Genomic DNA, 26091 nt, shown 5'->3' on the forward strand with positions numbered 1-26091 from the left:
AGTCCCGGACCGCGTTGTCTGCTAGGCTCCGGGCCATCTTTGCCGTTCATCACTTGAGAGCCCCGCGTGCCCGACGCCATTTTGCGCCTTGCCCTGCCTTCCCCCCTGCGCCGCCTGTTTGATTACCGGGCGCCTGCGGGCGTGCTGCGCAGTCAATTACAGCCAGGTATGCGCCTGCGGGTACCGTTCGGGCGGCGCGAAATGATCGGCATTCTGGTCGAAGTGGTAGACCACAGCGATGTGCCAGCCGACAAGCTCAAGCCGGCTATCGCACTGCTCGATGCCGCACCGCCGCTGCCAGCCTCCTTGTTCAAGCTCTGTTTATGGACTTCGCAGTACTACCAGCACAGCCTGGGCGACACCCTGAGCTGGGCGCTGCCAGTGTTGCTGCGTCAGGGCGAACTGGCCGAAACCCGTCAGGAGCGGTTCTGGCAGATTGCCCCCGGCGCCAGACTCGACGACCCACGCGTCGCCCGTGCCCCGCGTCAGCGCGAAGCACTGGCAACCCTCGCCCAGCACCCCCATGGCGTGGCCCATCAACTGCTCAGCAAATTGATGTTGAGCAAAGACAGCCTCGACCTGCTGCTGGCCAAAGAACTGGTCACCGTGGAAATCCGCCGTCACGCACCGAGTGAGCGCCACGAACACTGGCTGGCCCAGCCGGAATTGCCGCTCAACAGCGAACAACGGGCCGCCTACGAGGCGATTCGGGCAGGGTTCGACCACTTTCACGCCTTTTTACTGGCTGGCGTCACGGGCAGCGGCAAGACCGAAGTGTATTTGCAACTGATCCGAGAAACGCTCCAGGCGGGTAAACAGGCGCTGGTGTTGATCCCCGAAATCAACTTGGGCCCACAGACCCTGGCCCGTTTCGAGCAGCGTTTTAACGCGCGCATCGCACTGGTGCACTCGGCAGTCAACGACCGCGAACGCCTGGAAAGCTGGCTGGCAGCCCGGGATGGCGAAGCCGACATTATTATTGGCACCCGCTCGGCATTGTTCACCCCAATGAAAAACCCCGGGCTGATCATCATCGACGAAGAGCACGACGGCTCCTATAAACAGCAGGAAGGTTTGCGCTATCACGCCCGCGACCTGGCACTGGTCCGCGCCCGCCAGGAAAACATCCCGATTGTTCTGGGCTCCGCCACCCCATCCCTGGAAAGCCTGCACAACGCCTACACCGGTCGTTACGGCCTGTTGCGCCTGAACGAACGGGCGGGTGGCGCCAAACAGCCACGCTTCCTGCGCCTGGATGTGAAAAGCCGTCCACTGGACAGCGGCATTTCCGGCCCGATGCAGCAGGCCATCGGCCAGACCCTTGCCGCGGGTCAGCAGGTGCTGGTGTTTCTCAACCGCCGGGGCTTTGCGCCTACATTGCTGTGCCATGACTGCGGCTGGATGTCGGAATGCCAGCGCTGTGATGCGCGCATGACCGTTCATCAGCGTTCTGGCGAACTGCGCTGTCATCACTGCGGTTACGTCGAGCGCGTACCGCGCAATTGCCCGCAATGCGCCAAGGTCGATTTACGGCCCGTGGGCGCCGGCACCGAGCGCGCTGAAGAGCGACTGGGCATTTTATTCCCCGATTACCCGGTACTCAGGGTCGATCGCGACAGCACCTCGCGCAAAGACGCGATGAACCAGCTGTTTGCCACGATTCAAAAGGGCCAGCCATGTATTTTGATCGGCACCCAAATGCTCGCCAAAGGCCATCACTTCCCACGGGTGACACTGGTGTCGATCCTGGATGCCGATGGCGGCCTGTTCTCCGGCGACTTCCGCGCCAGCGAGCGCATGGCCCAGCTTATCGTTCAGGTCGCCGGTCGTGCCGGTCGTGCCGAAGAGCCAGGCAAGGTGATCATCCAGACTCACCTGGCCGACCACCCATTGCTGATTCAATTGACCGAGCAGGGGTACTTCGCCTTCGCCGAACAGGCCTTGAGTGAGCGTCGGGCAGCCGGGCTACCGCCATTTGCGCACCTGGCCCTGTTACGTGCCGAGGCCCACAAGCCGGGGCAGGCCGAAAGCTTTCTGGATGAGGCTTGCAGCGAGGCAGAACGTTTATTGGGCGAGCTGAATCTGGGCGGCATCGAACTGCTCGGCCCGGTGCCAGCGCCCATGGAGCGCCGCGCCGGACGCTATCGGGCTCAGCTACTATTGCAAGCCAACGCCCGCGGGCCTCTGCATCGACTGCTCAGCCAATGGCTGCTGGCACTGGAGCAAATGCCCAGCGGCCGACAGGTACGCTGGTCGCTGGATGTCGACCCGGTGGATTTGTATTGACCCACGCCTGCAGGCGCGAGCTTTTCAAGACCAGAAGACCGCAAGCAAGCTCGCTGCTGCGGGTTGTACCCGCTGCAATTTGCATAAACCGTGAACTACCCGACTGCCAAGGTTGGCAAGGCCGACCCGGCAACGGATAATACACAGTTTTTCCACCTGCGCACTGAGGCGCTACCGCGCTTGCGGTCGACAGAGAAGACCATGAAAGACACCATTCGCCAGCTGATTCAACAAGCCCTAGCCCAACTCGTCACAGAAGGTGTGTTGCCTGAAGGCCTGACGCCAGCGATTCAGGTGGAAAACGCCCGTGACAAGACTCACGGCGACTTCGCCAGCAACATCGCCATGATGTTGGCCAAACCTGCCGGCATGAAGCCGCGCGATCTGGCTGAAAAAATCATCGCGGCCCTGCCTGCCGATGAACAAATCAGCAAGACCGAAATCGCCGGCCCCGGCTTCCTGAATTTCTTTCAGAACACCCAGGCCCTGGCTTCGCGTCTTGACGCAGCACTGGCCGACCCGAAAATTGGCGTGCGCAAGGCCACCAAGCCAATGCGCACCGTCGTTGACATGTCCGCCCCCAACCTGGCCAAAGAGATGCACGTGGGCCATTTGCGCTCCACCATCATCGGGGACGGCGTAGCACGGGTGCTGGAGTTCCTCGGCGACGAGGTGATTCGTCAGAACCACGTGGGCGACTGGGGCACCCAGTTCGGCATGCTGATGGCGTACCTGGAAGAAAACCCGATCACCAGCGACGAGCTGTCTGACCTGGAGAACTTCTACCGCGCGGCCAAAAAACGCTTCGACGAGTCCCCTGAATTTGCCGACCGCGCTCGCGGCCTGGTGGTCAAGCTGCAAGCCGGCGACCCGGATTGCCTGGCGCTGTGGACCAAGTTCAAAGATATCTCGCTCTCGCACTGTCAGAAAATTTACGAGCAGTTGAACGTCAAACTGACGATGGCTGACGTTATGGGCGAAAGCGCCTACAACGACGACCTGATCAACGTGGTCAACGACCTCAAGGCCAAAGGCATGCTGGTCGAGAGCAACGGCGCCCAGTGCGTGTTCCTCGACGAGTTCAAAAATGCTGAAGGCGAGCCACTGCCGGTGATCATCGTTAAAGCTGACGGCGGCTATCTGTACGCCACCACTGACCTGGCGGCGATCCGCTATCGCAGCGGAGTGCTGAAAGCCGATCGCGCCTTGTACTTCGTCGATCAGCGTCAGGCACTGCACTTCCAGCAAGTGTTTGCAGTCGCCCGCAAAGCCGGTTTTGTAACCCATCCGATGGAGATGGAGCACATGGGCTTCGGCACCATGAACGGGGCTGATGGCCGCCCGTTCAAGACCCGCGATGGCGGCACGGTAAAGCTGGTCGACCTGCTCACCGAAGCCAAAGAGCGCGCCTACACCCTGGTCAAAGAGAAAAACCCGGAACTGGCGGAAGACGAACTGCGCGCCATTGCCAAAGTGGTCGGCATCGGCGCTGTGAAATACGCTGACTTGTCCAAACACCGCACCAGCGACTACAGCTTCAACTTCGATTTGATGCTGAACTTTGAAGGCAATACCGCCCCCTACCTGCTGTATGCCTACACCCGTGTCGCGGGCGTCTTCCGCAAACTGGGCAAGAACTTCCAGGAAGTTGAAGGCCAAATCGTACTTGCCGCACCGCAAGAGCAAGAATTGGCTGCCAAACTGGCGCAGTTCGGTGAAGTGCTGAACAACGTTGCCGAAAAAGGCACCCCGCACACCCTGTGTACTTATTTGTACGAAGTGGCCGGTCTGTTCTCCAGCTTCTACGAGAACTGCCCGATCCTGACAGCCGACGACGAAGCGCAAAAACAAAGCCGCCTGCGTCTGGCAGCCCTGGCCGGGCGTACCCTCAAGCAAGGCCTGGAACTGCTGGGTCTGGAAACACTGGAGCGCATGTAAGTTGGCCGCCAAGAAAAAACCTGCACCCAAGCGTGGCGCCAGCCGCTATCAGGCCCCTGCAAAGAAGCCAATCCCGGGCTGGCTATGGATGGCCATTGGCCTCACGGTGGGTGCGTTTATCGTGTTTCTGATGAAACTCGAGCCCGGCAAGGGTGACGACGTAAAACGGGTCAAGCAGGAGCAGCAGAAAGCTGCTCAAGTCGCTGAAGCGAATAAAACGGCGCCTAGCCCTACCCAGCCGGTCAAACCCAAGTACGACTTCTATACCTTGCTGCCCGAGTCTGAAGTGATCGTGCCGCCGGATGCCGTACCGGAGAAAACCCCGCCTACGCCGCAAACGGCGCCATTGGCACCGGTGACACCTGCCGAAGCGGCAAAAATCGACACCGCCCGCGCTCAGGCGGCCTTGAGCGGCATTACGCCACCTCCTGCGCCACCCATCGCCAAAGCGGCACCTGTAACCAAATTCTTCCTGCAAGCGGGCTCGTTCCGCAAACAGGCCGATGCTGAACGGGTTCGCGCGCAAATCATTTTGCTGGGCCAGACCGCCACGGTCGAAGCCGGCACAGTGAAAGATGAAACCTGGTACCGGGTGCTGGTCGGACCGTTCAGCAACCGCGAGCAATTGACCGTCGCCCAGAAACAGCTGGCGGGTAGCGGCTTCAACAATTTGTTGTTGCAACAACGTCGCTGATCAAAGGCGGCTCCCACAGAATTTGTAACAATCTGTGGGAGCCGGCTTGCCGGCGATGGCAGCACCGCATCATCTAACCCCCCCTCGTATCCGCGCTCCATTCATCTGCATTCCCTCCCCGCTGTTGAAAAACCGCCTACAACCCCCATATGTATTTCCATCAGGCATTTTCGCCCCGCTGCGTGGAGACTCTCCCTTGACCACCATCGTTTCAGTACGCCGTCACGGCAAAGTCGTTATGGCTGGCGACGGCCAGGTTTCTCTTGGCAATACCGTGATGAAAGGCAACGCGAAAAAAGTCCGCCGTCTCTATCACGGCCAGGTTATCGCCGGTTTTGCCGGTGCTACCGCTGATGCATTTACCCTGTTTGAACGCTTTGAAGGCCAGCTGGAAAAACACCAGGGCCATCTGGTTCGTGCGGCTGTCGAGTTGGCCAAAGAATGGCGTACCGACCGCTCGCTCAGCCGTCTGGAAGCGATGTTGGCCGTAGCCAACAAAGACGCATCCTTGATCATCACCGGTAACGGTGACGTGGTTGAGCCAGAAGACGGCTTGATAGCCATGGGCTCCGGCGGTGCATTCGCCCAGGCAGCAGCCCGCGCCCTGCTGATGAAAACCGATCTGTCGGCCCGCGAAATCGCCGAAACCGCTCTCGGTATCGCCGGTGACATCTGCGTATTCACCAACCACAACATCACTATTGAGGAGCAGGACCTCGCTGAATAAGCCACCTGCCGGGCCGGCTTGCCGGCCCGTTTGCTGATTCTGCTAGAGGAACGCCAATTACTATGTCCATGACTCCCCGCGAAATCGTCCACGAACTCAATCGCCATATCATCGGCCAGGACGACGCCAAGCGCGCCGTTGCCATCGCCCTGCGTAACCGCTGGCGCCGGATGCAGCTTCCAGAAGAGCTGCGCGTTGAAGTGACGCCAAAAAACATTCTGATGATCGGCCCGACCGGCGTCGGTAAAACCGAAATCGCCCGCCGCCTGGCCAAACTGGCCAACGCGCCGTTCATCAAGGTTGAAGCGACCAAGTTCACCGAAGTGGGCTATGTCGGCCGCGATGTTGAATCGATCATTCGTGATCTGGCTGACGCGGCGATCAAGCTGTTGCGCGAGCAGGAAATCGTCAAGGTTCGCCATCGTGCCGAAGATGCAGCCGAAGAGCGCATCCTCGACGCCCTGTTGCCGCCTGCCCGTACCTTTGGTGAAGAAGCGGCCACACCGCAGGACTCCAACACCCGTCAGCTGTTCCGCAAACGCCTGCGTGAAGGCCAGCTGGACGACAAGGAAATCGAAATCGAAGTCGCAGACATTGCCGGCGTCGATATTTCCGCGCCGCCCGGCATGGAAGAAATGACCAACCAGCTGCAAAGCCTGTTTGCCAACATGGGCAAAGGCAAGCGCAAGAACCGCAAGCTCAAAGTCAAAGAAGCACTGAAAATGGTGCGTGACGAAGAAGCCGGCCGCCTGGTCAATGACGAAGAACTCAAGGCCAAGGCCCTGGAAGCCGTTGAGCAACACGGTATCGTGTTCATCGACGAAATCGACAAGGTTGCCAAGCGTGGCAATGTCGGCGGTGCCGATGTCTCCCGTGAAGGCGTGCAACGTGACCTGCTGCCGCTGATCGAAGGCTGCACCGTGAACACCAAACTGGGCATGGTCAAAACTGACCACATCCTGTTTATCGCTTCGGGGGCATTCCATCTGAGCAAGCCAAGCGATCTGGTGCCGGAGCTGCAAGGCCGCCTGCCGATCCGGGTCGAACTCAAGGCGCTGACGCCGGAAGACTTCGAGCGCATTCTCAGCGAACCGCACGCGTCCCTGACCGAGCAATATCGCGAACTGCTGAAAACCGAAGGCCTGAACATCGAGTTCCTGCCCGAAGGCATCAAGCGTCTGGCCGAAATTGCCTGGCAGGTAAACGAAAAAACCGAAAACATCGGTGCTCGCCGCCTGCACACATTGCTTGAGCGTTTGCTTGAAGAGGTGTCTTTCAGCGCCGGTGATATCGCCAGCGCACAAAAAGACGAGCCGATCCGCATTGACGCTGAATACGTGAACAGCCACCTGGGCGAACTGGCCGAGAACGAAGACCTCTCGCGCTATATTTTGTAAGCCCTCACCAAACCTGTAGCCGCTGTCAAAGGCTGCGATAAGGCCAAAAGCCTGCTGCGATCCCCCGGATCCAGCGCCAACCCGGTTGGCAATCGCAACCTGTGGCCGCGGCTACAGCGTGTGTGATGACAAAAAGGTTTTGTCCCAATGAGCCCTACTCCAGCGCCAATCCCCAACGCCATCAACCTGCACAAAGCCTCTAAAACCCTCACGCTCAAATACCCCTCCGGCGAGCAATACCACCTGCCTGCTGAGTTTCTGCGCGTGCACTCGCCCTCCGCCGAAGTCCAGGGCCACGGCAATCGGATTCTGCAAGTCGGGAAAATCAACGTAGGCCTGAGCAAGATAGAACCCGCGGGCCAATATGCGTTGAAAATAACCTTCGATGACGGTCACGACAGCGGCCTGTTTACCTGGGAGTACCTCTACCAGCTCGGAGCGCGCCAAGAGGCGTTGTGGGCTGATTATCTGCAAGAACTGAAAAAAGCCGGCAAGTCCCGCGACCCTTCGGAATCCATCGTCAAGCTGATGCTTTAACGCCCATCCCGAATGGCTTGCCAGCGATAGTGTCTGCATCGCGGGCAAGCCTCTTCTGAAGTTGCTATGGGCTAAACCGTAGCTTCAGGTTTTGCCTCAGGAGCAGTGACCGGCGGTTTAGCGGCGGCCGGCTTTTTAGCTGCAACCGGTTTTTTTGCCGAAGGCTTGGCTGCTACAGATTTGGCAGCGGCAGGTTTTGCTGCAGGCTTGCTCGCAGCAGTTGCAGGCTTGGCGGCGGGTTTAACTGCGGGTTTGGTCGCAGGTTTGGCTGTTGTCCTGGCGGCGGGTTTGGCCACTGCTTTAACAGCTGGCTTGGCCGCTGCGGTTTTTGCCACGGGCTTGGCAGCCGCTTTGGCAGGCGCCGGCTTGCTGGCAGCCGAAGGCTTGGTTGCAGCCACTTTGGCTGCCGCAGCGGTGAGCTTCTCAATATGTTTGGTCAGGGTCTCGACCTTGGTGTGCAACGCTTTGACCTCTTCACGGCTGGGAACACCCAAACGTGAAATCGCATTGTTCAGACGCTTATCGAACGCCTCTTCGAACTCGCTCCACTTGCCCAGAGCCAGGTCTTTGACATCCTCGACCCGGGTACGGGCAGATGAGGTGGTTGATTTAGCGCCGTCGGCCAGTTTAGCGACCGCTGCCTTGGACAATTTCTCGGCCTTTTCCCCATCTTTGACTAACGTATCAAACAGCTTGCTACCGTCGGTATCGATCTTTGAGTACACACCCAAACCTGCCAGCCAGATTTTGCGTGAGTACTCCTCAACCTTGCCTACCCATGAATTGCTTTCTTTGGCAGTCGGTTTTTTAGCAGCCATCGTGTTCCCCTCAATGTTAAGTCGCGACGTCAGTGAGCAAGATCGTCGAATCATCAAGATGAACATAGTGCTCACCTGCATCAGGTTTAGACGCTAAGTGGCCTCGCTGCCAGTCAGAAGCCAATCAGGGTTGGCCAGCGCTGCTATTTCATGACAAAGCCTTGTCCAGGGAACGCTCGATTTCCGATTGAATCATGCCGCTCATCGCAGACATCAACATGCCCAGTTCAACATCGACCCTGATGGTTTTGTCGCTGATGGCCAGGGTGCCGTTCACTCCCGAACGCTTGAGTTTTACCGTGTCTCCCGACCAGTCGGGTGTCAGGCCATACTGCCCCGCCAGCTTGGCAACCAGGGGTTGAGCTTTTTCACGTGCTGCTTCCAGGCCCAGGGTATGGGTCCGTTCAACGCTGATACGAGCCATTGGTTCACTCCGAGTAAATAAGGCCGACACTATACTTACCTTCAGCCTCGCCAAGACAAAGCCGGCCACCGGGATTAGAATGTCCAGCATTCTCTTTTGGTGACAGCGATATGACTGATCAGCGCAAAGGCAGCGATGCCGAACCCACCACTCACTTCGGCTTCAAAAATGTTCCGGAAAGCCAGAAGGCGGAAAAAGTCGCCGAGGTTTTTCACTCTGTAGCCGCTAAATATGACTTGATGAACGACGTCCTCTCAGGCGGCATGCACCGTCTGTGGAAGCGTTTCACCATCGAACTGTCCGGCGTACGCCCGGGCAACAAGGTGCTGGACATCGCAGGCGGCACCGGTGACCTGGCCCGCAAGTTTTCCCATCTGGTCGGCCCTACCGGCCAGGTCGTGCTGGCTGATATCAACGCCTCCATGCTCAAGGTCGGCCGTGACCGCCTGCTGGACAAAGGTGTTGCCGGCAATATCGAGTTTGTTCAGGCCGACGCTGAAAAGCTGCCGTTCCCGGACAACCACTTCGATTGCGTAACCATCGCCTTCGGCCTGCGCAACGTGACCCACAAGGAAGACGCATTGCGCTCCATGCTGCGGGTACTCAAGCCGGGCGGACGCCTGTTGGTGCTGGAGTTCTCCAAACCGACCAACCCCTTGATGTCCAAGGTTTACGATGCTTATTCGTTCGCCTTCATGCCGATGGTTGGCAAGCTGATCCTCAATGACCCGGAGAGCTATCGCTACCTGGCCGAGTCAATCCGCATGCACCCGAACCAGGAGACGCTGAAGTCGATGATGGTCGAGGCCGGGTTTGACCGGGTGACCTATCACAACATGACTTCAGGCATCGTCGCGCTGCACCGCGGCATCAAGCCCTGATGTTATTGCGCGGCCTTCTCGCCAGCGTTGAAAACGGCGTCAATCGTATTTTACGGTTGGACAGTACAGCCATGGCGCGCCTGCAGCCTTTGACCGGCAAAGTCATTGCCGTCGAATGCGCGGCTCCGCCATTGCAGCTGTTTATCCTGCCCAGCGATGAAGGCCTGCTGCTGGCTACCCAATGGGCAGCCGATGCCGATTGCACCCTGCGTGCACCCGCATCCAGCTTGTTGCGCCTGGTCCTGAGCAAAGACAAAACCGCCGTGCTGCACAGCCCTGAAGTAGATCTTGAGGGCGACAGCCATGCATTGATGGCGCTCGCCCAGGTGCTGCAGGACCTGGAGCTGGACTGGGAGTACGAACTCTCGCGCTGGCTCGGGCCGGTCGCCACGGCACTGGTTGGTGGTCACCTGCGCAGCCGCGCCAACTGGTATCAGCAAGGGTTCGCCAGCCTGAATCAGAATCTGGCCGAATACCTCAGCGAAGAAGCCCGCACCTTGGTCGGACAACGTGAAGCGCAAGCGCGTTTTGACGAACTCGACCAACTCAAACTCGACCTGGACCGCCTTGAGGCGCGCTTTGAGCGCCTTGGCCGATCCCTCAATTCCAGCGATAACGCATGAAGCTGCTTGCCATACGCCGTTTGTTTCGCATCCAGCGCGTCGTCATTCGCTACCGCCTTGATGACTTGCTGTTCGCCCTGCCCTTGCCGTGGTGGATGCTCTCGCTGCGCTATGCGCTGCCGTGGCGCTGGTTCCCGCGCAAGAAGCTGGAACTGAGCCGCGGCGCTGCACTGCGCCTGGCGCTGCAGGATCTGGGACCGATCTTTATCAAGTTCGGGCAAATCCTCTCGACCCGTCGCGACTTGCTGCCCGAAGACATCGCCGACGAACTGATGCTGTTGCAGGACCGCGTACCTCCGTTCGACCCCCAAGTGGCGGTCAAACTGATCGAAGAGCAACTCGGCGCCACAATCAGCGAAGTGTTCAGCCGTTTTGACATCGAGCCGCTGGCCTCGGCCTCGGTGGCCCAGGTTCACTCGGCCAAGCTCAAAACCGGCGAAGAAGTTGTGGTCAAGGTCGTACGCCCGGGCCTCAAGCCAATCATTGGTTCAGACCTGGCGTGGCTGTTCATTCTGGCCAGGGTTGCCGAACGCCTGAGCGCCGACGCCCGGTTGCTGCATCCGGTGGACGTGGTCAGTGACTACGAAAAGACCATTTACGACGAACTCGACCTGTTGCGTGAAGCGGCCAACGCCAGCCAGCTCAAACGTAACTTCGAAGGCTCGCCGATGCTCTACGTGCCGCAGATTTACTGGGACTGGTGCCGCCCCAAAGTCCTGGTGATGGAGCGCATCTACGGGGTTCAGGTCACAGACCTCAAAACCCTGGCCGACCAGCGCACCGACATGAAGATGCTGGCCGAACGCGGAGTCGAGATTTTCTTCACCCAGGTATTTCGTGACAGTTTCTTTCACGCCGACATGCACCCCGGCAACATTTTCGTCAGCACTGTCAGCCCGTGGAGCCCGCAATACATCGCTATCGACTGCGGCATCGTCGGCAGCCTGACGCCCGAGGACCAGGACTACCTGGCGCGCAACCTGTTTGCCTTCTTCAAGCGTGATTACCGCCGGGTGGCGCAGTTGCACATTGATTCGGGCTGGGTACCGGCACACACCAAACTCAACGAGTTTGAAGCCGCGATCCGTACCGTATGCGAGCCGATCTTTGAAAAACCGCTTAAAGAAATTTCCTTTGGCCAGGTGCTGATGCGCCTGTTCCAGACCGCCCGGCGCTTCAATATGGAAGTCCAGCCGCAGCTGGTGCTATTGCAAAAAACCCTGCTCAACATTGAAGGCCTGGGACGTCAGCTGTACCCCGACCTCGACCTGTGGAGCACCGCGCAGCCGTTCCTCGAGCGCTGGATGCGTGAACGCGTGAGCCCCAAAACCTTGCTGCGCAACCTGCACAGCCAGGTCGAGCAGATCCCGCATCTGGCCGGCATGACCCGGGACTTGCTGGAGCGCATGTCGCAACCCCATGCCAAAAACCAACGCCTGGTGATCAGCGAACCACGGGACAGCTGGTTCCTGCGTCTGCTCGGTGCCGGGCATCTGGCCGCAGGGGCCCTGCTGGCCAGTGTCGGGCCGCTGCACACCCTGAGCTACTGGCCGGCCGGGATCCTGCTGGCCGTGGGCCTGTATCTGATCGTGCGCCGATAATCTGCAGGAGCAAGCTCTCTCCTGCAGGAGTTCTGGCCACTATCTGGCGAGGCTGGCAAACTGTTAAATCGCTACGCGCGGAGTCGAACATGAACAACTGGCTGGACGAAATCAAATGGGACAGCGACGGCCTGGTGCCGGCGATTGCCCAGGACCATAAAACCGGGCGCGTCTTGATGATGGCCTGGATGAACCGCGAAGCCCTGAGCCTGACCGCCGCCGAAAACCGTGCCATTTACTGGTCACGTTCGCGTGGCAAATTGTGGCGCAAGGGTGAAGAATCAGGCCACGTGCAAAAACTGCATGAAATGCGCCTGGACTGTGATGCTGACGTCATCATTTTGACCGTTGAGCAAATCGGTGATATCGCCTGCCATACAGGCCGTCAGAGCTGCTTCTATCGCGTGTACGAAAACGCCGGTTGGAAGACCGTCGATCCGGTGCTTAAAGACCCGCACGCCATCTATCACGCAGGACACTCCCATGACTGACACATTGAGCCGCGTTGCCCGGGTACTCGAAGAGCGCAAAGGCGCCTCGCCGGACAGTTCGTATGTCGCCAGCCTGTACCACAAGGGTTTGAACAAGATTCTGGAGAAGGTCGGCGAAGAGTCGGTTGAAACCATCATCGCAGCCAAGGATGCGGCCATCAGCGGGGATTGCAGCGATGTGATCTACGAAACCGCCGATTTATGGTTCCACAGCATGATCATGCTTGCCCAGCTGGGTCAGCATCCTCAGGCCGTACTGGATGAGCTGGAGCGCCGCATCGGCACCTCCGGCCACGTGGAAAAAGCCTCGCGGCCATCCGCTTAAACTTATTTAGCAAGGAATTCATCATGGGCATTTTTGACTGGAAACACTGGATCGTCATTCTGGTAGTCGTGGTCCTGGTCTTCGGCACCAAAAAACTGAAAAACCTGGGTACTGACGTGGGCGAATCGATCAAGGGCTTTCGCAAAGCCATGAACGACGACGAGAAGCCTGCCGAGCCGGTAGTGCCGCCTGCACAGCCAACGGCCGCCCCGCAGCCACACACCACTTCGACCCTGAACGAGCCGCACACTATTGACGTGCAGGCGCAAAAAGTCGAAGAGCCGACCCGCAAAGACGTGTGAGCCAAAAATAATGTTCGGTATCAGCTTCAGTGAACTGCTGCTCGTTGGCCTAGTGGCCCTGTTGGTGCTCGGCCCCGAGCGCCTGCCGGGGGCAGCACGCACGGCGGGCCTGTGGATCGGCCGCTTGAAACGCAGCTTCAATGCGATCAAACAGGAAGTTGAGCGTGAAATCGGCGCCGACGAAATTCGTCGGCAACTGCATAACGAGCACATCCTGTCGATGGAAGAAGAGGCCAAGAAAATTCTGGCCCCGCTTCAACCGCCGGCACCTGCTGTGCCGACCGAGCCTCTAGCAACGCCTGAGCAACCGGTGCCTGCAGAGCCGCCGGGCCCTGCTCCGATCAACCTGAGCAAGACCGGGTCCGAGCCTGCGCACCAAACGCCAGCGCCTCACGACTCAACCCTGCCACCGCGAGCCCCCTAAGCGCATGAGCGACAAGACTGAACACGACCAGCCGATGCCGCTGGTATCGCACCTGACCGAGCTGCGCACCCGCCTGCTGCGCTGCATCGCCGCGATTTTTCTGATCTTCATCGGGTTGTTCGCCTTCACCCAGCAGATCTACACCCTGGTTTCCACGCCGTTGCGTGAATACCTGCCGGTGGGTGCCACGATGATCGCCACCGACGTGGCATCGCCGTTCCTCACGCCGCTCAAGCTGACCATGATGGTGTCGCTGTTTATTGCGATTCCGGTGATCCTGCACCAGATCTGGGGCTTTATCGCACCCGGCCTGTACAAGCACGAAAAGCGCATTGCCGTACCGCTGCTGGTTTCCAGCATCTTCCTGTTCTACGCCGGCATGGCGTTCGCCTACTTCCTGGTGTTCCCGCTGGTGTTCAAGTTCTTTGCCGCCGCGACACCGGAAGGCGTCGCCATGATGACCGACATCAGCAGCTACCTTGATTTCGTCATGACCCTGTTTTTTGCCTTTGGCGTGGCCTTTGAAATCCCGGTGGCAGTGGTGCTGCTGGTATGGATCGGCATTGTCGACGTCAAATACCTGCGCAAGATCCGGCCGTACGTGATCATCGGCTGCTTCGTGGTGGGCATGATTCTGACGCCGCCGGACATCTTCTCCCAGACCCTGCTGGCAATCCCGATGTGGATGCTGTTTGAAATCGGCATTCTGTTTGGCAGCCTGATCAGCAAAAACAAACGTGGCGATCACCCGGACGAGCAGCCTGGCAGCGACGCCCAGCCGCCAGCACCGCAAGCGTGAACCTGCTGCTCCTCGAAGAGGCTGATTTCATTGCCACCGACCGCGTGATCCTGCGCGACCGGCGTCTGACCCACATGCAGGACGTTCACCGCGCCGCCGTAGGCGACAGCCTGCGGGTCGGGCGCATCGGCGGGTTGATGGGCAGCGCCGAACTGGTACGCCTTGAGGCCAAGGAAGCCGAACTGGTTATCCACAGCCTCGACCAGCCACCGCCCGAGAAACTTCCCCTGACCCTGTTACTGGCCTTGCCACGCCCGAAAATGCTGCGCCGGGTGCTGCAAACTGTCGCCTCGATGGGCGTGCCGAAAGTGGTGTTGGTCAACAGTTACCGGGTCGAAAAGAGTTTTTGGCAGACGCCGTTCCTGGGACCTGAAGCGATTCGTGAACAGCTGATTCTGGGGCTCGAGCAGTCCCGCGATAGCGTGTTGCCTGAAATCGTCATCGAAAAACGCTTCAAACCGTTTGTCGAAGACCGCCTGCCACAGCTGGTCGAAGGCACATTGGGCCTGGTTGGCCACCCGGGTGATTACCCCCCTTGCCCGCGCGGCCTGAGTGAACCGGTGACCCTGGCCATCGGTCCGGAAGGCGGCTGGATCCCTTACGAAATCGACCTGCTGGCCAAAGCCGGCCTGCAACCGGTGCAACTCGGCGCCCGCATATTGCGGGTCGAAACTGCCGTCACCGCCCTTCTCGCCCGGCTGTTCTGACACCGGCCACGTAGTCGCTGACGAGGTAGGAGGCTGCGATGGACGGCGCAGCAGGCCCCGGGGTTGAAGGCCCTGCGGCCCTTATCGCAGCCTCGTACCTCGTCAGCGGCTACAGGGTTGTGCCATAGCACTTGCGACCTGCATCACACATTCAGTACCCGCCCTACAGTTCTGCTCCCGCGCGCCGATGCCCTGTTACCCATAAAGACCGTAAAGCGATGGTCTGCTTGGCGTCTTGCGATCTGCGCCGTAAAGGAGCCTCACCATGTACCGTCAACTGGCCCGACTGCTCGGCAACATCAGCGTTAACCGCAAACTGAGTCTCGGGTTTGGGCTGGTGCTGGTTTTAACAGTGCTGATTACTGCTACCGGTTGGAGGGGGCTGGTTTCGGTGATCGACCGCGGCGACAAGCTGGCCAACATCTCAAAGATCATCGGGTTGACCAAGGACCTGCGAATTGCGCGCCTGGACTATGAGCGGGACAAGGGTGAGAAAGGCAACGCAGAGGTAAATGAGCAACTGGCCGCACTGGACCAGGCGCTACAGCTTTCGCACAAGCAGCTCACCGATCAGGCGGAGCTGGCACTGGTCGAGCAACAACTCAGCGCAGTGGCTGAATACAAACGGGCGTTCGCCGATTCCGGCCTGGCCATTCAGGCTCGCGAAGCCAGCCGTGCACAGCTCGGCAGTACGGCTGACAGTGCCGTTGCCAGCGTTGCAGAAGTCGAAAAAGCTTTGCTGCAAGGCGACAGCCTGGCGCAGTTCAACAGCGTGATTCAACTGGGAAAATTGCTGCAACAAGCCCGGTTCCAGGTGCGTGGCTACACCTATAGCGCCAACCCCGAAGCCGGGCAGCCGGCTCTGGACGCCATCGACAATGCACTCAAAGAGCTCGACAGCCTGCCCGCCAGACTCCCCGAAGAACACCTCACCCGCATGCAGCAAGCCAAGCAAGCAATGCAAAACTATCGGACAGCCGTGACCGCCTATGGCGATGCTCAAGTCGATAACGCCCGGGCGCTGACGCGCATGCAGCTGCAGGGCAGCGCCCTGATCGATCTGAGCCAGAAACTTTCAACGCTGCAAACTGCAAAACGCGACCAGGACAGCCAACAGGCCCAAATCCTGCTCTTCAGCTGTGCGTTGCTGGCGCTGATACTGGGCATCATTGCTGCCTGGGTCATTACCCGACAGATCGTCATACCGCTTCAGCGCACGCTCAAAACCGTTGAGTCGATCGCCTCAGGCGACCTGAGCCATGACATTCAGACCGATCGCCGCGACGAATTGGGCCAGCTACAGCAAGCGATCCAAAGGATGACCCGCAGTCTGCGCGAGCTGATTGGCGGAATCAGCGATGGCATAACCCAGATTGCCAGCGCCGCCGAACAACTCTCGGCCGTGACCGAACAAACCAGCGCCGGGGTCAACAGCCAGAAAGTCGAAACCGATCAAGTGGCTACCGCCATGCACGAAATGGCGGCAACCGTGCAGGAGGTGGCACGCAATGCCGAAGAGGCATCAGAAGCCGCCGTTGTCGCCGACCAGCAAGCCCGCGAGGGTGACAAAGTGGTCGGCGAGGCAATTGCCCAGATCGAGAAACTGGCGGTCGAAGTGGGGCAGTCCTCCGAGGCCATGGACCACCTCAAGCGTGAAAGCGACAAGATTGGCAGCGTGCTCGATGTCATCAAGTCTGTCGCCCAACAAACCAACCTGCTGGCGCTCAATGCCGCCATTGAGGCCGCACGGGCCGGTGAAGCAGGACGCGGTTTTGCGGTGGTTGCCGACGAGGTGCGCAGCCTGGCGCAACGTACGCAAAAATCCACAGAGGAGATTGAAGCGCTGATTGAGGGCCTGCAGAGCGGCACCCGGCAAGCCTCCAGCAGCATGGACAGCAGTCGCACCCTGACCCATAGCAGCGTTGAACTCACCCGCCGCGCAGGCGAAGCCCTGGGCAGTATTACGCGCACGGTCTCGACCATTCAGGGCATGAATCAACAGATCGCCGCGGCAGCCGAACAGCAAAGCGCCGTGGCTGAAGAGATTAATCGCAGCGTACTGAATGTGCGTGATGTGTCAGAGCAAACGGCGGCGGCCAGTGAAGAGACGGCAGCGTCCAGCACTGAGCTGGCCCGCCTGGGAACGCATCTTCAAACGCTGGTGGGGCGCTTCAAGGTATGAAGGATCTGTAGGCGCGAGCTGGCTCGCGAGCTCTTCGCAGCGATTTAGAAAAAGCTCGCGAGCCAGCTCGCTCCTACAGGGTTACAGCACCTGGCGCAGAAACGCCTGGGCCCGCAGGTCTTTGGGCGAGTTGAAGAAGTCTTCCGGGGCGGAATCCTCCAACAGTTTGCCGTGGTCAAAGAACAGCACGCGATTGGCCACTTCACGGGCAAAACCCATCTCATGGGTCACGCAGACCATGGTCATGCCTTCGCGGGCCAGGGTCTTCATCACGTCCAGTACTTCGCCGACCATTTCCGGGTCTAGCGCCGAGGTCGGTTCGTCGAACAGCATCACCTTGGGCTCCATCGCCAGCGCACGGGCAATCGCCACGCGCTGCTGCTGGCCGCCCGAGAGCCGCGACGGGTACTCATTGGCCTTCTGCCCGATTCCGACCTTCTCCAGCAACGCACGGGCTTTGGCTTCACGCTCGGCCTTGCCGCGCTTGCGCACGACCTTCTGCGCCAGGCACAGGTTTTCGAGCACGGTCATGTGCGGGAACAGGTTGAAATGCTGGAACACCATGCCGACTTCACGCCGATAAGCGTTTACGTCAGTTTTCGGGTTGGCCAGGTCCAGGCCGTCGATGCTGACCGAACCGGAGTCGAATTCTTCCAGCCCGTTCAGGCAGCGCAGAAAGGTCGATTTACCCGAACCCGAAGGCCCTATCACCACCAGCACTTCGCCTTTGGCGACTGTGGTGCTGACATTGTCTACCGCGCGGACGATCTGCCCGCGGGTATCGAAGACTTTTACCAGTTCGCGAACTTCAATCACTTTGCGCAAGCCTCCGCTCAAGCCGGCTGGCCAAATGCGACAGCGGCAGGTTGATCAACAGGTACAGGCCCGCCACGCAGAACAGGATTTCGAACGGCGAAAACGAAGTGGTGATGACTTCACGGCCGCTTTTAAGCAGCTCGGTAATCGCAATCACCGACACCAGAGAGGTGTCTTTTACCAGACTGATAAATTGCCCGGCCAACGGCGGCAGTACGCGCTTGAAGGCCTGCGGCAGTACCACGTGGCGCATCGACTGGCTGGCATTGAGGCCCAGCGAGCGCGCCGCCTCGTCTTGCCCGCGGGCGATGGACTGCACGCCCGAGCGTATGATTTCGGCCACATACGCACCGGTAAACAGCGACAGCGCGGCAATACCGGCAAATTCGCGGGACAGGTTGAGCACGGTGCCAATAAAGAAGTAGAAGATAAAAATCTGTACCAGCAGCGGTGTGCCACGCACCAGTTCGACGTACAGGGTCGAAAGATCGCGCAGGGTCGGGTTTTTCGACAACCGGCACAGCCCTGTGGCCAGACCGATCAGCAAGCCCAACACACCCGATACCAGCGACAGCCAGACGGTGGTCCACAAGCCCCAAAGCAGCGGCCCAGCTGCCCAATGACGATTGACGCCCACCACGTCGCCTTCGGCCACATCGTCGCCCTCGGCCAATTGCAGGCTGTTGTCGGCAACGGTCAGACGCTGTTCAGCGCCATCATCGCCTTTCAATACCACTTCGGTGTTGTCGCCCTTGCGCACCAGCTCAATCACGGTCGAAGTTTCTGCTGCCCGCTGGGCTTCTTCAGCCTGGTAGGCGAAGTACTGCGGGACACGATTCCAGCGCCATTCGTAGGACATCAGCGAGGTGGCGTAGTACAAACCGCCCGCCAGACCGATGAGCACCAGCACGGTCAATACATGCCAGGGCCACTGGGGTTTTTTCTGTTTGATCACTTTCAGGTTCCACGTTTTGTGTCGCTAGGGAGGCCGTCAATCGCGAGCAAGCTCGCTCCTACAGGGGATAACGCCAATGCTCGCGATTGAAAAACAGCCTTATTCCATGTCCTTGAGCCAGGCAGTGTCTTTGAACCACTTGTCATGGATGCGATCGTAGGTGCCGTCTTCGTGGATCTGGTGCAGGAAGTTGTTGATGTAGTTGATGCTGTCGTAGTCGCCTTTCTTCAGACCAAAGGCCAGCGGCTCGTAGGTGAATGGCTTGTCGAGGAACACCAGCTTGCCGTTACCGAACTTGTTGACTGCCACAACGTTGTAAGGCGCGTCGTAGATAAACGCATCAGCCTTGCCGTTGACCACGTCCAGTACCGCTTCCGGTTCGTTGTCGTAACCGTGGTACTGGGCTTTGGACATCAGTTTGCGGGCGACGATTTCACCCGTGGTGCCGATCTTCGAAGTCAGGCGGTATTGCGGGTCGTTCAGGTCTTTGTAGGATTTGACCTTGTCTTCCAGCTCCTTGCGAATTAGCAGGGTCTGGCCCACAACAATGAAGGGTTCGCTGAAATTGAGGCGCAGGTTGCGCTCCTGGGTCAGGGTCATGCCGCTGCCGATCATGTCGAACTTGTTGGTCATCAGGGCCGGGATGATGCCGTCATAGCCGGTGGACACCAGTTCCAGTTTGACGCCCATGGACTTGGCCATGGCTTTGAGCAGATCGACTTCGAAGCCAATGATCTGACCGCGTTTATTGGTCATTTCGAACGGCATGTAGGTCGGGTCCATGCCCACTTTCAACGTACCGCGCTTGACCGCGTCCTCGATTGCGCCTGCATGAGCGGCGCTCACCGCCAGCAGTGCAGTGACACCACACAGCAGTTTTGACAGAAACTTCTTCATCATCAACTCCCCCTCGACCTGCTTATAAAGGTGTTGGCCAACGGCCGGCCCGATTCAAAAAGCCAATAAAGCCGGGCACTCACCCATTCGGAGACGGATGCTAACTCACAGAGGGGTTATGAGACGAGTTTTGAGATAGAAAAGCGTGACAGGCGGGGGGGGGGGTGCTGGCAGGGAGTGATCTGTGGGGGGCCGGCTTGCCGGCGATACGGCCCGGGCTATCGCGGGCAAGCCCGCTCCTGCAAAAGCAGGAGCAGGCTGCTCACGTCAGATCAAGCAGCAGGTTGTAATGGCAACAAGGGTGCGTGAGGGTCAGCTGCGACCGATTCACGCCAGGCGTTCAACCAGTCTTCGTGACCTTCGCTCCACACCAGCTCATGCAGGCGCGCCAGTGCAACAGGGTCGCTCAACAGCGCCATGCGCTCATTGTTGTTCAGACCCTGAGGTCCGACCTTGATTGCATGGCGCACGCGCTCGGCCCGCAACCATTCAATCGGTTCGGCCTCACGGTGACGCGAAGTTGCCAGGCCACAGGCCAAGGCATTCTGCTGCGGATCAACTACGGCCCGGACAAAGCCGTCATGCAGCGCGCGGTAGCGGTTCTCATGGGTGTACTCGGCAGTAGCCGACAACTCACGTGGCGGTGCGTATTCCTCAGGAATCAGGAACAGGCTTTCGTCACGGGACTTGAGGCCCAGCTTGACCCGGCTGGAAATCACCGACACCGGAATCGACAGCATCAGCGAACCGACAATCGGCACCAGCCACCACAGGAAGCTTGGGTTCAACCACAGCACCAACGCAGCCCAGGCCGCACCCAGAAGGGTTTGCGGGCCATGCCGGCGTACGGCTTCGCTCCATGGCGTGGAGTCGTCGTCGCGTTGTGGCGAGTTCCAGGTCGCCGCCCAGCCAAGGAATGCAGCCAGTACAAAGCGGGTGTGGAAGATCATGCGCACCGGTGCCAGCAGCATCGAGAACAGCATTTCCAGCAACATCGACAACGTGACTTTGAACTTGCCACCAAACTCTTTGGCGCCCTTGGCCCAGATCAGAATGATGCTGAGCAATTTAGGCAGGAACAGCAGCACGATGGTGGTCGAAAACAGCGCCACGGCCTTGTCCGGGTGCCATTGTGGCCACAGCGGATAAAGCTGGCGCGGTTCCATGAAGTACTGCGGCTCCATCAGCGTGTTGACCGCCAGCAGGGCCGTCGACAGCAGCAGGAAGAAGAACCACAACGGCGCCGACAGGTACGACATCACGCCCGTCAGGAACACCGCACGGTGAACCGGGTGCATGCCCTTGACCAGGAACAGGCGGAAGTTCATCAAGTTGCCGTGACACCAGCGACGGTCACGCTTGAGTTCGTCCAGCAGGTTTGGCGGCAGTTCTTCATAGCTGCCCGGCAAGTCGTAGGCAATCCATACGCCCCAACCGGCACGACGCATCAATGCGGCTTCAACGAAGTCGTGGGACAGGATCGCCCCCGCAAAAGCCCCTTTACCCGGCAACGGCGCCAGGGCGCAGTGTTCGATAAAAGGTTGCATGCGGATGATCGCGTTGTGGCCCCAGTAGTGGGATTCACCCAGCTGCCAGAAGTGCAAACCGGCTGTAAACAGCGGCCCGTATACCCGCGTCGCAAATTGCTGCATCCGCGCATACAGAGTGTCCATGCCCGACGCACGTGGCGCGGTCTGGATAATGCCGGCGTCTGGCGTGGCTTCCATCAAGCGCACCAGGCTGGTCAGGCATTCGCCGCTCATGACGCTGTCTGCGTCGAGCACCACCATGTACTTGTAATCACCGCCCCAGCGACGACAGAAGTCGTCCAGGTTGCCGCTCTTACGTTTCACACGGCGACGGCGACGGCGATAGAAAATCCGCCCGAAGCCTTCTGTTTCGCGGCACACATCCAGCCAGGCCTGTTGTTCGGCGACGCAGATGTCAGGGTCGTTGCTGTCGCTCAGAACAAAGAAGTCGAAGCGATCCAGATCACCCGTGGCCGCGACCGATTCGTAGGTAGCCCGCAAGCCCGCAAACACGCGGGTTACGTCTTCGTTACAAATAGGCATGACCAACGCTGTGCGTGCCTGCTCCGGGATCGGCTCATTGCCGGCACTTTTGCCGGAAATTCGGTATTTGTCATGCCCTGTCAGCAGTTCCAGAAAACCCATCAGGGCCGTCCAGAAACCTGCCGACACCCAGCAGAACAGAATCCCGAACAAGATCAGGATGCTGGTCTGCAAGGCATAGGGCAGTACTTGCTGCGCCGTCTGCAGCAACGGCTGGTGCAGCACTTCTTCGAGGTCGACGAAGGCCCAGCCCTGATACGGCATGATGCCTTTCATGTACCAGCCGGCGACGATGGTTTGACCCAACATCAGGACCAACAGGATGTAACGGCGGATCGAACCCACCGTACGCCAGCGGGCCTTGGGCAGCACGCGCTCGTCGATTTGTTGCTTGGGCGGGTTGCTGCGCCCGGTCAAACGGCGCCAGCCACGAACCAGGATATTGGTCCGCCACGGTTCGGGTACCACTTTGGTACGACGAATCGGCGGCGTCGCCTTGAGCATCACCCGGCCGCTGGCGTCGAGGGCGAGCATTTCTGCTTCCTCGAGTTCAGCTGCCGAACTGAGGTTCAGACGCGTGCCCACCGAAGCCTGGGCGGCCTCGGCGGCATCGATGTCGGTCTGTGCCGACAAACGCGCGTGCAACTCGGCGAACGAGGTGCAGCTCGCCAGTTCGGCGCGCTGCTCATCGTTCAGTGGCAAATGCGCCAGATACTCGCCGAGCGAGTCTGGCCGGGCTTGAGCATTACTCATCGGCGGGCAACTGGTAGCTCCAGGTCTCAGTCAACACTTTCTCAGTCTTGACCGGTTCCGGCGTGGCCGGGGCAGCTTCGGCCGCAGGCGCCTTGGCGTCCTTGGCGTTGTGCTCTTGCTTGTCCTTGGCCTTGGCCGCAGCTTTTTCAGCTTTGGTAACAGGGGCTGCAGGTTTGGCCGCCGGCGTTTCTACATCCTGGACCAGTGCCGCACGCATTTCCGTGGCCTTGCTCGGATCTTTGATTTTCATCCGCAGGGTCAGGCGCCAGCCTTTGGTCTCAGGGTTGTAGCGCACGCTGTTTTCAACCAGATCGGCATTGTCGCCAACACTGACCTGGCTACGCACGGGTGCATTTTCAGGCAGTTTCTCAAGCGACGGGCCTTCGAAGTCGACCAGGTACGCCACGCTGCCGTCTGGCTGACGGATCAGGTTGGACTGCTTGACGTCGCCAGTCGAACGCAGGGTCTGTTTGACCCACGCGCTGTCAGTCGGGTGCAGGGCAGCCTCATCCAGGGTCCAGTGCATGCGGTAAGCGAAATCAAACGGTTTAAGCGGCTCAGGCTGTTTTTCCGGGCTCCAGAACGCAACGATATTGTCGTTGGTTTCGTCAGCAGTCGGAATTTCCACCAGGTTTACAGTGCCCTTGCCCCAATCGCCTTTTGGCTCGATCCAGGCGCTTGGGCGCTTGTCGTAGCGGTCGTCGAGGTCTTCATAGTGGCTGAAGTCGCGGCCACGTTGCAGCAAGCCAAAGCCCAGCGGGTTTTCGACCGAGAAGTTGCTGACCGAAAGATGTTTCGGGTTGTTCAGCGGACGCCAGATCCACTCGCCATTGCCGGCATGGATCGCCAGGCCCGACGAATCGTGCAGTTCGCGACGGTAGTTGAGGACTTTGGACGGCTGATTGGCGCCGAACAGGTACATGCTGGTCAGCGGAGCGATGCCCAGCTTGCCCACTTTGTCACGCAGGAACATTTGCGCCTGGACGTCGACCACAGTGTCCATGCCTGGACGCAGGGTAAAGCGGTAAGCACCGGTCGCACGTGGCGAATCGAGCAAGGCGAAAATCACCAGATGCTTGTCATTGGGCTTGGGCTTTTCAATCCAGAACTCGGTGAAGCGCGGGAACTCTTCGCCCGATGGCAATGCCGTGTCGATTGCCATGCCACGAGCCGACAGACCGTAGATCTGCCCTTTGCCCACTACGCGAAAGTAGCTCGCGCCGAGCATGGTCATGATTTCGTCCTGCTTATCCGCCTTGTTGATCGGATACAGCACGCGGAAACCGGCCCAGCCGAGATTTTCGGTGGCCTTGGGGTCGAACTTGACGTCACCGAAGGTGAAACGGCTCGGGTCGTACTTGATCTCTTCGACCTTGGTGGCAGTCACTTCATTGATTTTCACCGGCGTGTCGAAATGCATGCCCTGGTGATAGAAGGACAGTTTGAAAGGGGTTTTATCCCCTGCCCACTGGGCTTTGTCGCGGTTGAACTGAATCTTTTGATAATCCGCGAACTTCATGTCGCGGAATTCGTTCGGCAGATTACTGCGTGGCGCTTGGTATTTCTGTTCAGCCAGGGTCTTCGCCTCAGCCGCCACGTCATCCAGACTAAATGCCCACAGTTGACCCGCACCGAACAAGCAAAAGAGCGCAGAGCCCGTCACCAGTGCGTTGCGCAACCGCTTGGCAGACCTTTTTGGTGCATTAATTGGACTAACAATCACGAGCAAACCTCGCCGAAAACAGATGATGAAACCAACGGCCAGCGATCTTTATGCCAGGTTGGCGAGCACTCTTCCGACAGCCAAAGGAATGAATGATTCCCCAAGACAGTAGGACAAGACTCTATGTAGCGCAGGATTATCTAGTAGGCCGCGTTACAACGCATCTAGTCACAGCAAGTATTTCTCGCTAAAACCCCCTGTTTTCGGACGAAAATGCGATTTTTTGAGCTTTTAGGTACTTAACAAAAATGTAACCGGGCCGTCGTTGACTAAATGCACCTGCATATCGGCTCCGAAGCGACCCGATTCGACGGTCGGATGCAGGCGTGCGGCTTCGCTCAGCAGGTGATTGAACAGCGCCTCGGCCAGCGCAGGGGGCGCTGCCGTGGAGAAACTCGGGCGCAGGCCGCTTTTGGTATCGGCGGCGAGGGTGAACTGTGAAACCAGCAGCAAACCGCCGTTGATGTCGGCCAGCGACAGGTTCATCTTGCCTTCCTCATCGCTGAAAACCCGATAATTAAGCAATTTGTGCAGCAGCTTGGCGGCATTCGCCTCGGTGTCACCCGGCTCGACAGCAACCAGCACCAGCAAGCCCTGATCAATTGAACCGACAATCTCCCCGCCGACCTCTACCCGTGCGCCACTGACGCGTTGTAACAGCCCCTTCATGCTTCGTCGGGCTGCAAACGCAGCAGACGGCGGGCCATTTGCTCAGTTGCACGCACCAGCGCATCGGTAATACCGGGCTCAGACGCCACGTGCCCGGCATCGCGAATCACTTGCAGCTCGCTGTCGGGCCAGTTCTGATGCAGCTCCCAGGCATTGTCCAGCGGGCAAATCATGTCGTAACGACCGTGCACGATCACACCCGGCAAGTGGGCAATCTTGTGCATGTCGCGGATCAGTTGGTTGGACTCCAGAAACGCGCTGTTCATGAAGTAATGGCACTCGATCCGGGCAATCGACAAGGCCCGGTGCGGCTCGCAGAAGCGGTCGACCACCTGCGGGTTAGGGCGCAAGGTAGCGGCACGCCCTTCCCAGGTCGCCCACGCCTTGGCCGCATGCATCTGGGCAATCTGGTCGTTGCCGGTGAGACGCTGATGAAAAGCCCCCAACAGATCATGACGCTCTTCCTCTGGAATGGGCGCCACATAATCTTGCCAGTAATCCGGGAAGATCCGGCTTGCCCCCGACTGGTAGAACCATTCGATTTCTTGTGGCCGGGCCAGAAAGATCCCGCGCAGGATCAGGCCGTGCACCCGGTCCGGATGGCTTTGCGCATAGGCCAGCGACAGCGTCGAGCCCCACGAGCCGCCAAACAGCACCCATTTGTCGATGCCCAAGAACAGACGAATCCGCTCCATGTCGGCCACCAGATCCCAGGTCGTGTTGTTATCCAGGCTCGCGTGGGGAGTCGAACGCCCGCAACCGCGCTGATCGAACGTGATGATGCGGTACAGGTTGGGATCGAAATAGCAGCGGCTGTTGGCATCGCAACCAGATCCCGGCCCCCCGTGGACAAACACCACCGGCAAGCCGTCCGGGGAGCCACTTTCATCAATGTAGAGCACGTGTGGCTCTTCCACTGCCAGTTCATGCCGGGCGTAGGGTTTGATCTGCGGGAACAAGGTTTGCATTACGCACTCCATGTGAGGCTGAAAAATGTTGCCGTCCGGCATCATAAACCCGATTGATGGAATGAGCATTCCCCCATAACGC

At 59.1% G+C, this 26091-nt stretch carries 25 protein-coding genes and 1 pseudogene; 17 read left to right on the forward strand and 9 right to left on the reverse strand.

From position 1 onward, the window contains the following. Positions 1-66: 66 nt before the first annotated feature. From AOC04_RS18710 to AOC04_RS18735, 6 genes are all read left to right on the forward strand, one after another. Complete coding sequence (locus AOC04_RS18710; protein WP_060695995.1) at positions 67-2286, forward strand: primosomal protein N'; 2220 nt, start codon at positions 67-69, stop codon at positions 2284-2286. A 201-nt stretch (positions 2287-2487) separates the two neighbouring features. Next, complete coding sequence (gene argS, locus AOC04_RS18715) at positions 2488-4224, forward strand: arginine--tRNA ligase (protein ID WP_060695998.1); 1737 nt, start codon at positions 2488-2490, stop codon at positions 4222-4224. A 1-nt stretch (position 4225) separates the two neighbouring features. Then, the gene (locus AOC04_RS18720) at positions 4226-4918 is read left to right on the forward strand and encodes an SPOR domain-containing protein (RefSeq protein ID WP_060696000.1); all 693 of its coding nucleotides are present in this window, start codon (positions 4226-4228) and stop codon (positions 4916-4918) included. Positions 4919-5114: 196 nt separating this feature from the next. Then, a complete protein-coding gene (gene hslV, locus AOC04_RS18725; RefSeq protein ID WP_003438754.1) occupies positions 5115-5645 on the forward strand; it encodes an ATP-dependent protease subunit HslV in 531 nt (176 codons plus the stop codon). Between the two features lie 62 nt (positions 5646-5707). Further along, positions 5708-7042 (forward strand): ATP-dependent protease ATPase subunit HslU, encoded by a 1335-nt coding sequence (gene hslU, locus AOC04_RS18730; protein ID WP_060696002.1) that lies wholly within the window; start codon positions 5708-5710, stop codon positions 7040-7042. Positions 7043-7189: 147 nt separating this feature from the next. Then, the gene (locus tag AOC04_RS18735; protein WP_060696004.1) at positions 7190-7579 is read left to right on the forward strand and encodes a gamma-butyrobetaine hydroxylase family protein; all 390 of its coding nucleotides are present in this window, start codon (positions 7190-7192) and stop codon (positions 7577-7579) included. A gap of 71 nt (positions 7580-7650) precedes the next feature. Here AOC04_RS18735 and AOC04_RS18740 read toward each other — a convergent pair whose 3' ends face one another. Then, a complete protein-coding gene (locus AOC04_RS18740; RefSeq protein WP_060696006.1) occupies positions 7651-8397 on the reverse strand; it encodes a phasin family protein in 747 nt (248 codons plus the stop codon). A 148-nt stretch (positions 8398-8545) separates the two neighbouring features. Next, positions 8546-8821: a polyhydroxyalkanoic acid system family protein gene (locus tag AOC04_RS18745; protein WP_060696008.1), complete on the reverse strand. Its 276-nt coding sequence runs from the start codon at positions 8819-8821 to the stop codon at positions 8546-8548. A gap of 110 nt (positions 8822-8931) precedes the next feature. Between AOC04_RS18745 and ubiE the strand changes: the two genes are divergently transcribed. The 11 genes and pseudogenes from ubiE to AOC04_RS24540 all read left to right on the forward strand — a co-directional run bounded on the left by ubiE (position 8932) and on the right by AOC04_RS24540 (position 17156). After that, positions 8932-9702 (forward strand): bifunctional demethylmenaquinone methyltransferase/2-methoxy-6-polyprenyl-1,4-benzoquinol methylase UbiE, encoded by a 771-nt coding sequence (gene ubiE, locus AOC04_RS18750; RefSeq protein ID WP_003438744.1) that lies wholly within the window; start codon positions 8932-8934, stop codon positions 9700-9702. Beyond that, positions 9702-10325 carry a ubiquinone biosynthesis accessory factor UbiJ gene (locus AOC04_RS18755; protein WP_060696010.1) on the forward strand — a complete coding sequence of 208 codons (624 nt, stop codon included), beginning with the start codon at positions 9702-9704 and terminating at the stop codon, positions 10323-10325. Before ubiE ends, AOC04_RS18755 begins: the two co-directional genes overlap by 1 nt. After that, positions 10322-11926 carry a ubiquinone biosynthesis regulatory protein kinase UbiB gene (gene ubiB / locus AOC04_RS18760; protein WP_060696012.1) on the forward strand — a complete coding sequence of 535 codons (1605 nt, stop codon included), beginning with the start codon at positions 10322-10324 and terminating at the stop codon, positions 11924-11926. Before AOC04_RS18755 ends, ubiB begins: the two co-directional genes overlap by 4 nt. An 89-nt stretch (positions 11927-12015) precedes the next feature. Then, positions 12016-12417: a phosphoribosyl-AMP cyclohydrolase gene (gene hisI, locus AOC04_RS18765; RefSeq protein WP_060696014.1), complete on the forward strand. Its 402-nt coding sequence runs from the start codon at positions 12016-12018 to the stop codon at positions 12415-12417. Continuing rightward, positions 12410-12742, forward strand: a complete 333-nt coding sequence (locus AOC04_RS18770) for a phosphoribosyl-ATP diphosphatase (protein WP_003438737.1) — start codon at positions 12410-12412, stop codon at positions 12740-12742. Before hisI ends, AOC04_RS18770 begins: the two co-directional genes overlap by 8 nt. Before the next feature lie 23 nt (positions 12743-12765). Continuing rightward, complete coding sequence (locus AOC04_RS18775) at positions 12766-13044, forward strand: twin-arginine translocase TatA/TatE family subunit (RefSeq protein WP_019825245.1); 279 nt, start codon at positions 12766-12768, stop codon at positions 13042-13044. Between the two features lie 10 nt (positions 13045-13054). Continuing rightward, positions 13055-13468: a Sec-independent protein translocase protein TatB gene (gene tatB / locus AOC04_RS18780; RefSeq protein ID WP_060696016.1), complete on the forward strand. Its 414-nt coding sequence runs from the start codon at positions 13055-13057 to the stop codon at positions 13466-13468. A gap of 4 nt (positions 13469-13472) precedes the next feature. Beyond that, complete coding sequence (gene tatC / locus AOC04_RS18785; RefSeq protein ID WP_060696018.1) at positions 13473-14267, forward strand: twin-arginine translocase subunit TatC; 795 nt, start codon at positions 13473-13475, stop codon at positions 14265-14267. Next, positions 14264-14974, forward strand: coding sequence for a 16S rRNA (uracil(1498)-N(3))-methyltransferase (locus AOC04_RS18790; RefSeq protein WP_060696020.1), 711 nt, complete (start codon positions 14264-14266; stop codon positions 14972-14974). The genes tatC and AOC04_RS18790 overlap by 4 nt, the downstream gene beginning before the upstream one ends. A 265-nt stretch (positions 14975-15239) precedes the next feature. Next, positions 15240-16253 (forward strand): annotated as a pseudogene (locus tag AOC04_RS24535) (methyl-accepting chemotaxis protein); the annotation flags it as partial. Positions 16254-16451: 198 nt separating this feature from the next. Next, positions 16452-17156: a methyl-accepting chemotaxis protein gene (locus AOC04_RS24540; RefSeq protein WP_397457322.1), complete on the forward strand. Its 705-nt coding sequence runs from the start codon at positions 16452-16454 to the stop codon at positions 17154-17156. Between the two features lie 81 nt (positions 17157-17237). Here AOC04_RS24540 and AOC04_RS18800 read toward each other — a convergent pair whose 3' ends face one another. The 7 genes from AOC04_RS18800 to pip form a co-directional block, all read right to left on the reverse strand. After that, complete coding sequence (locus AOC04_RS18800; RefSeq protein WP_060696992.1) at positions 17238-17972, reverse strand: amino acid ABC transporter ATP-binding protein; 735 nt, start codon at positions 17970-17972, stop codon at positions 17238-17240. After that, entirely contained in the window at positions 17965-18924 is a 960-nt protein-coding gene (locus AOC04_RS18805; protein WP_369826398.1) for an amino acid ABC transporter permease, read from the reverse strand. Before AOC04_RS18805 ends, AOC04_RS18800 begins: the two co-directional genes overlap by 8 nt. A 102-nt stretch (positions 18925-19026) precedes the next feature. Further along, the gene (locus AOC04_RS18810; RefSeq protein WP_003438717.1) at positions 19027-19824 is read right to left on the reverse strand and encodes a transporter substrate-binding domain-containing protein; all 798 of its coding nucleotides are present in this window, start codon (positions 19822-19824) and stop codon (positions 19027-19029) included. A 272-nt stretch (positions 19825-20096) separates the two neighbouring features. Beyond that, positions 20097-22649, reverse strand: coding sequence for a glucans biosynthesis glucosyltransferase MdoH (mdoH, locus tag AOC04_RS18815; protein ID WP_060696024.1), 2553 nt, complete (start codon positions 22647-22649; stop codon positions 20097-20099). Beyond that, positions 22642-24327 carry a glucan biosynthesis protein G gene (locus AOC04_RS18820; RefSeq protein WP_171970587.1) on the reverse strand — a complete coding sequence of 562 codons (1686 nt, stop codon included), beginning with the start codon at positions 24325-24327 and terminating at the stop codon, positions 22642-22644. The genes mdoH and AOC04_RS18820 overlap by 8 nt, the downstream gene beginning before the upstream one ends. Positions 24328-24603: 276 nt before the next feature. After that, positions 24604-25041 (reverse strand): D-aminoacyl-tRNA deacylase, encoded by a 438-nt coding sequence (dtd, locus tag AOC04_RS18825; RefSeq protein ID WP_060696027.1) that lies wholly within the window; start codon positions 25039-25041, stop codon positions 24604-24606. Beyond that, on the reverse strand, positions 25038-26009 hold the full coding sequence (pip, locus tag AOC04_RS18830; protein ID WP_060696029.1) for a prolyl aminopeptidase: 972 nt from the start codon (positions 26007-26009) through the stop codon (positions 25038-25040). Before pip ends, dtd begins: the two co-directional genes overlap by 4 nt. Positions 26010-26091 lie beyond the last annotated feature (82 nt).

Origin of the sequence: Pseudomonas versuta, from assembly GCF_001294575.1 — a bacterium.
GTDB classification, from domain to species: domain Bacteria; phylum Pseudomonadota; class Gammaproteobacteria; order Pseudomonadales; family Pseudomonadaceae; genus Aquipseudomonas; species Aquipseudomonas versuta.